The organism is Streptomyces sp. (assembly GCF_050698815.1).
In the GTDB taxonomy this organism is placed as follows: Bacteria; Actinomycetota; Actinomycetes; order Streptomycetales; family Streptomycetaceae; genus Streptomyces.
This window is the reverse complement of the sequence record NZ_JBOHCV010000311.1, coordinates 1-6737: the sequence shown is the minus strand read 5'-3', so window position 1 is coordinate 6737 and position 6737 is coordinate 1. Positions and strand designations below refer to the sequence as shown.

The following is a 6737-nucleotide window of genomic DNA, read 5'->3' as shown; positions in this document are numbered from 1 at the left end:
GCACCCGCCCGTCGGGTCCCGGGCGCAGTTGCGTGTGCGCCTCCACCGGGCCGGCCGCGACCGCGACCGGCGCCCGCTCGTCGCCGTCCGCCCCGCTCTCCGTACCGCCGGGCAGCACGCTGACGCGGGAGACCTGGCGGTCCACGCGCCACAGCGCGCTGCCGTCCTCCTGGCTGAGCCTGGTCAGTCCCGGCGTCGCGTCCAGCACCCGGCTCATCTGCCGTGGCGCCCCGTCCCGTACGAGCACGTAGCGCACCGCGTAGCCGCCGAGCTGACTGGTCTGGTCGGCTCCGGAACCCGCGACGAGGTGGGCGACCACCCGGCCGAGCCGGGTGTCGTCGCCTCCCGTGGCCGCCAGGTCGCCGTCGCCCAGCCTCGCCCCGGAACCGCGCACCAGCGAATAGGAGACGTCCGAGGGCACCCGGGAAGCGCCGTCGGCGCTTCCGGACAGCACCAAAGTGCGCGCTTGGTCGCGGGTCTTGCTCTCCTCCGCGACGAACGCGGGCACCTGCACGGGATCGCGCCGCGACAGCGGGTCGTCCGCACCGCCCGCCATCCAGCCCACGGCGGCGACGAGCGGAGCGGCGACCGCGGCGGCGGCGACGAGTGCCGCGGCGGGCTGTTTCCAGCCGAAGCTCTGTTCGGCGACCCGTTCCTTCGCTCCCTCCGCGCCCATGGCGGCGGCGCACATCAGCGCGAGGCCGTAGACGAGGGTGGCGGGCCCGGCCCAGGCCGACGCGTTGGCGAGTGCCGCGAACAGCAGCCCGGTCAGCGCCACGACCCAGGCCGCGCGGATGGCCAACTGCCGCTCCCCGCGCAGCAGTGCGGCGAGAGCCGCCAGTACGACACCGGTCAGCAGCAGCCCGCCCGTGGCGCCCGGACCGCCCGGCGTCAGGGTCAGCAGGTCGAGCGCGGAGGCCGCGCCCGCTCCGTACGGCAGCCCGGCTTCACGGAAGAAGCCCGCGGGGCTCGTCAGCAACGACAGCGACCAGGGAGCCAGCAGCACCATCGGCGTCACCAGGGCGACGATGCTCCGGGCGGCCGTCCCCCCCTGCGTGTCGTCCGGGGCGCCGGACGCCGGCCCGACGTGTCCCCGCCAGCGCAGGACGAGCAGCACGACGGCCAGCGTCAGTGCGATCAGCCACACGACGGGCGTGAAGGCGGTCGTCAGGGTCAGCAGCAGTCCGTACGCCCACGCGGCGCGCCAACTCCGTTTGCCCCGCAGTCCGCTCACCGCGACCGCTACACGCGCCAGCAGCGGCAGCGTGATCGCCAGTACCGCGGTGCCGATCCGACCGCCCGCCAGTGCGCCCGTCGCCGCGGGCAGGAAGGCGTAGGCGACGCTCACCCAGGCACGCAGCAACCGGGACTCGACCAGCGGGCGGGAGGTGAAGTACACGGTGAGCCCGGCCAGCGGCACGGAGCACACCAGCAGCAGCGTGAGCGCGAAGCCCGTACTGCCGAAGCAGACCGTGGCGACCAGGGCGACGATCGCCAGGTACGGCGGCGCGTTCTGGGTGCCGCCGATGCCGACCGGGTGCCAGCCGTCGAGGTAGCGGCCCCAGAGGTCGGACACGTCGGCGGGCGCGGGCAGCAGCGCTCCGCCCGCGAGCGCCCCGCTGCCCAGCAGCGCACGGCAGGCGATCAGGGAGACCACGAGCAGGACCGCGAAGAGCACCGGTCCCGGCTTGCCGGCGACCTGCTTCAGCCGCGCGAACTGTTCGACCTCCAGGAAGTCCGCGTCGTCGTCGCCGGGTCCGGTCTCCGCGGCACCGTGCCGTCCGGCCGAGGACAGCTCGGGCTCCGACCGGCCACCGAAGTTGCTGGCGATCTGCTCGGCGGTGACCCGCAGGGTCGCACCGCGCGGCGGGAAGAGATCCCGCAGGTCGCTGTAGGGGACGACCGGCTTGCCGCGCCTGTGCCGCGCGGCCAGAATCCGCCCGGGCCGCAGGAGCGTCCCGGTCAGACCGGTCACCTCGTCCAGGGCCTGGCCGGGCACTTTCCCCACGAGGTAGGCGAGCGTCCGCAGCAGGGTGCCCACCACCAGGCGCAGCATCACCCAGGGAAGCTTCGAGGCGGGCACGTTGGCGAGCAGGGTGTAGACGGCGCCCGCCTTGTCGACGCGGTGCGGGCTGGCGCCGCCCCGGGCGGCGCGGCCCACGCAGTCCACGGGCCGGCGTTCGCGCGAGGCGGCCTCCGCGTGCCGCAGCACCGCGTCCGGCACGATCAGCACACGGTGCCCCGCCGCATGCGCGCGCCAGCACAGGTCGACGTCGTCCCGCATCAGCGGGAGCCGGCGGTCGAAGCCGCCCAGCTGCTCGAAGACGTCCCGCCGGATGAGCATGCCGGCGGTGGACACGGACAGCACCGGCCGTACCTGATCGTGCTGGCCCTGGTCGTGCTCGCGCCGCTCCACCCCGGTCCAGCGGCGACCGCTGTTGGCGATCGAGACGCCGGTCTCCAGCAGTTGCCTGCCGTCGTACCAGCTGCGCAGTTTGGGTCCCACGATGGTGGCCGACGGATCGGCGTCGACGATCCGCAACAGCCGTGCAAGCGCGTCCGGTTCCGGCGCGCAGTCGTCGTGCAGCAGCCACAGCCACTGCACCGGTTCACCGTGCGGCAGTTCCGGCATGTCGTAGGCATCGTCACGCCAGCTGCGGGTGACCGGGTCCCAGCCGCTGGGCCGCTTCAGATACGGGAGGTCGTCCGGGGTGGGGACCCGCGCGGTACGGGCGGCCTCGTCGACAGCGGTGCCGAATCCCGTACGCCGGGCCATGTGCAGGACCCGGTCGGGGCCCAGCGTCTCGGCGAGCAGCCGGGCGGAATCGTCGGCGCTGCCGGTGTCGGCGGCGATGACGTCCTGCACCGGGCGCTCCTGGGCGAGGAGGCCCGAGAGCGCCTCGGGCAACCACCTCGCGCCGTCGTGGGAGACGAGCACGGCGGTGACGACGTGCCGGGGGAAGTCAGGTGTGGCCGCCTCGTACTGGGCCGCCGTTCGGCTGTGCACGGACATCGGGGTGCGGGCCCCTCCCGGGGGTACGGGGAGTGACCCCCGAGGACGCTGCGACGGACTGCGTGGGCACACTCGCCCCGCAGAGGGGGTCGCGCACCGTGGACGGGCCACACACTAACGGCTCAGTGCGCGGGGCCCGTCAGGTCCGTACAACCAGCGGCGTCCTGTCCCGGGTCCGCCACCCGGCAGTCGCTCAGACCGCGGCCTTCTTCAGGCGTCGCCGCTCACGCTCCGACAGGCCGCCCCAGATACCGAAACGCTCGTCGTTCGCGAGGGCGTATTCAAGACATTCGGAACGAACCTCGCAGGCGAGGCAGACCTTCTTCGCCTCTCGGGTGGAACCGCCCTTCTCGGGGAAGAACGACTCGGGGTCGGTCTGGGCGCACAGCGCGCGTTCCTGCCAGCCAAGCTCCTCGTCCGCCTCTTCGACCAGCACTTCCTGGAACAGCTCGGCCATATGTGCGCCCCTCGTCCGTCTTTGCGTCCCCGTGATGCCGTCGTGATCGATCCCGACTGAACGACACTGTGAAATTACAAGTGTGCCGATCCGCACCAGTCAAGCCGAGATCTGCTATTGAGCCCGTTATTCACTCTGCGGAACCAAGGGCGATCGCACGTGTTGATAGCGGTAAGCACCACGCCCGGCACCCTCGGTGATCATCCTTCGCGCCTTCCCGGAAGAAGCCGCACACACCACCCGGCACTTTTTCCGCCACCCACCGGACAACCTGGATCACGATCCGGTCACAGATGCGCAACGGGGTTTGCGTGCACGGGTGTTGCGCCATTTGTCCGCAGGGACGGCAGCACAAACCTTTCAGGGAGCACCGCAACCGTATGAGGTGAATCATTGACCCCAAACGCGACATCAGGTTGACAGTGGTACGGGTGACTGGGTCTCCTTGACCACATGCCAGTGATTTCCGAGTCCCGTTCGGCCGCCCCCGGCCGGCTCCTCAGCGCTGCCCGCGCTGACACGGCTGCTCGTATCGACCTCGGTCACTGCTGCTGTCGCTGTCGCTGCTGTTGAGGCACACCCAACAGGCCGACCCCGCCCGGACCACCTCGCTCCGGGTCCCCTCCAGCGCGAAAGCACCCACTGACGTGAACAGCGACGTCGAGATCGCGGGCGACCCGCTCGCTCTCCCCCACCTCATGCCGCCCGTCCCCGCACACCCCGCCACCGTCGCGGGCTTCGCGGGGCTCGCCCGCACGATCGCCGCCGACCGCCCCGGCTGGGCACCGCTCGTGCGCTACGACCCGACCACCCGCTGGTACCACCGGCTGCGTACCGGACCCGGATACGAGGTGTGGCTGCTCAGCTGGCTGCCGGGCCAGGGCAGCGGGCACCACGACCACGGACCCTCCTCCGGCGTGCTCACCGTCCTGGACGGCGAACTGACCGAGCACACCGGCGGTGCCCACCGCCGGCTGGTCCCGGGCGCGCAGCGGGCTTTCGCGCCCGGGTATGCGCACGAAGTCGTCAACAACGGCCTGGCGCCTGCCGTCAGCCTGCACGTCTACTTCCCCGGGCTGACCGAGATGCCGATGTCCTCCACAGCTCCGCGTGGGCGGTACCCCCTCCCCCACAGCTCCGCGTGGGCGGGACCCCCACACAGCTCCGCAGGGCCCGCCGCCACCTGCGCCGCAGTCGGCACGGCCGGCGGCTGACACACTGTCCGCATGCAGCGGATCGTGGTTCTGGCCGGGGGCATCGGTGGTGCCCGCTTCCTGCGCGGGCTGAAGTCGGCCGCGCCCGACGCGGAAGTCACCGTCATCGGCAACACCGGTGACGACATTCACCTCTTCGGGCTGAAGGTCTGCCCCGACCTCGACACCGTGATGTACACCCTGGGCGGCGGCATCCACGAGGAGCAGGGCTGGGGACGGGCCGGCGAGTCCTTCGCGGTGAAGGAGGAGCTGGCGGCGTACGGCGTGGGGCCCGAGTGGTTCGGGCTGGGCGACCGCGACTTCGCCACCCATATCGTCCGTACGCAGATGATGGGCGCCGGCTACTCGCTCAGCGCCGTCACCGAAGCCCTGTGCGCACGCTGGCAGCCCGGAGTGCGGCTGCTGCCCATGACGGACGACCGGGTCGAGACCCATGTGCTGATCGACACGGCCGACCTCGAGGGCGCCGCACCGGGCAACGACGGCGAGAGCCGCAAGGCGGTGCACTTCCAGGAGTACTGGGTGCGGCTGCGCGCCTCCGTGGACGCGCACGCGGTGGTACCCGTGGGCGCCGACGCCGCCAAGCCCGCGCCCGGCGTGCTGGAGGCGATCGCGGAGGCCGACGTCATCCTCTTCCCGCCCTCCAACCCCGTGGTGAGCGTGGGCACGATCCTGGCCGTACCGGGGATCAGGGAGGCCATCGCCGACGCCGGCGTCCCGGTGGTCGGGCTCTCACCGATCGTCGGGGACGCACCCGTGCACGGCATGGCGGACAAGGTCCTCTCGGCGGTGGGCGTCGAGTCCACGGCCGCCGCGGTCGCCCGGCACTACGGCTCCGGGCTGCTGGACGGCTGGCTGGTCGACTCGGTGGACGCCGGTTCGGCCCAGGCTGTGGAGGACGCAGGAATCCGCTGCCGCGCCGTGCCGCTGATGATGACCGACACGGAGACCACAGCCACGATGGCGCGCGAAGCGCTCGCCCTGGCCGAGGAGGTACGGGCGTGACGACGGGAAGCACGGGCATGCCCGGCGTGAACGGCGTGAACGGCCGGGCGCGGCCCTCGTATCAGGTGTGGGCGCTGCCCGGCATCCCCGAGGTGCGGACGGGTGACGACCTGGCCAAGCTCATCGTGGACGCCGCGACCGGGAACGGAGCGGAGACGTCCTCCCCACTCGCCGACGGTGACGTGCTGATCGTCACCTCGAAGATCGTGAGCAAGGCCGAGGGGCGGGTCGTACAGGCCGACGACCGCGCGGCGGCGATCGACGCGGAGACGGTGCGGGTGGTCGCGCGGCGCGGGCCCGCACGGATCGTGGAGAGCCGGCACGGCTTCGTGATGGCGGCGGCGGGAGTGGACTCCTCGAACACCCCCAAGGGGACCGTGCTGTTGCTCCCCGAGGACCCGGACGCCTCGGCCCGGCGGGTGCGTGAGGGCGTACGGGACGCGCTCGGCGTCGACGTCGGGGTGGTCGTCACGGACACCTTCGGACGGCCCTGGCGCGAAGGCCAGACGGATGTCGCGATCGGGGCTTCGGGTGTGCGGATGCTGGAGGATCTGCGGGGCGGCGTCGACACGTTCGGCAACCCGCTCGAGGTGACCGTCACCGCCGTGGGAGACGAACTCGCGGCGGCCGGCGAGCTGGTCAAGGGCAAGGCGGACGGGCTGCCGGTCGCCGTGCTGCGCGGGCTGCCGCACCATGTGCTGGAGCGCCCGGGGACGGCCGCCTCCGCGCGGGCACTGGTGCGGGATGCCGCGCAGGACATGTTCCGGCTCGGCACCTCGGAGGCGGTACGGGAGGCGGTCACCCTGCGCCGCACCGTGCGCGAGTTCACCGAAGAGCCCGTGGACGGCGGGTCGGTCCGCCGCGCCGTCGGGGCGGCTGTGACGGCGCCCGCCCCGCACCACACGACGCCCTGGCGCTTCGTACTGCTGGAGTCGGCGGAGTCGCGGCTTCGGCTGCTCGACGCGATGCGCGAACAGTGGATCGCGGACCTGCGCGCGGACGGCAAGAGCGAGCAGAGCATCGCCAAGCGGATCCGGCGCGGCGACGT

The 6737-nt window shown here is 72.5% G+C and carries 5 protein-coding genes; 3 read left to right on the top strand and 2 right to left on the bottom strand.

What is annotated here, in order from left to right; genetic code table 11:
- Both ACRDP3_RS11335 and ACRDP3_RS11330 read right to left on the bottom strand, forming a co-directional pair.
- Positions 1-3013: glycosyltransferase family 2 protein (locus ACRDP3_RS11335; RefSeq protein WP_431516758.1), on the bottom strand; the 3013-nt coding region annotated here is incomplete at its 3' end.
- 193 nt (positions 3014-3206) lie between these two features.
- The gene (locus ACRDP3_RS11330) at positions 3207-3470 is read right to left on the bottom strand and encodes a WhiB family transcriptional regulator (protein ID WP_431516757.1); all 264 of its coding nucleotides are present in this window, start codon (positions 3468-3470) and stop codon (positions 3207-3209) included.
- A gap of 647 nt (positions 3471-4117) precedes the next feature.
- Between ACRDP3_RS11330 and ACRDP3_RS11325 the strand changes: the two genes are divergently transcribed.
- From ACRDP3_RS11325 to ACRDP3_RS11315, 3 genes are all read left to right on the top strand, one after another.
- The gene (locus tag ACRDP3_RS11325) at positions 4118-4684 is read left to right on the top strand and encodes a cysteine dioxygenase (RefSeq protein WP_431516756.1); all 567 of its coding nucleotides are present in this window, start codon (positions 4118-4120) and stop codon (positions 4682-4684) included.
- Between the two features lie 12 nt (positions 4685-4696).
- Positions 4697-5689 carry a 2-phospho-L-lactate transferase gene (gene cofD, locus ACRDP3_RS11320; RefSeq protein ID WP_431516755.1) on the top strand — a complete coding sequence of 331 codons (993 nt, stop codon included), beginning with the start codon at positions 4697-4699 and terminating at the stop codon, positions 5687-5689.
- A gap of 17 nt (positions 5690-5706) precedes the next feature.
- Positions 5707-6737: coenzyme F420-0:L-glutamate ligase (locus ACRDP3_RS11315; protein WP_431516759.1), on the top strand; the 1031-nt coding region annotated here is incomplete at its 3' end.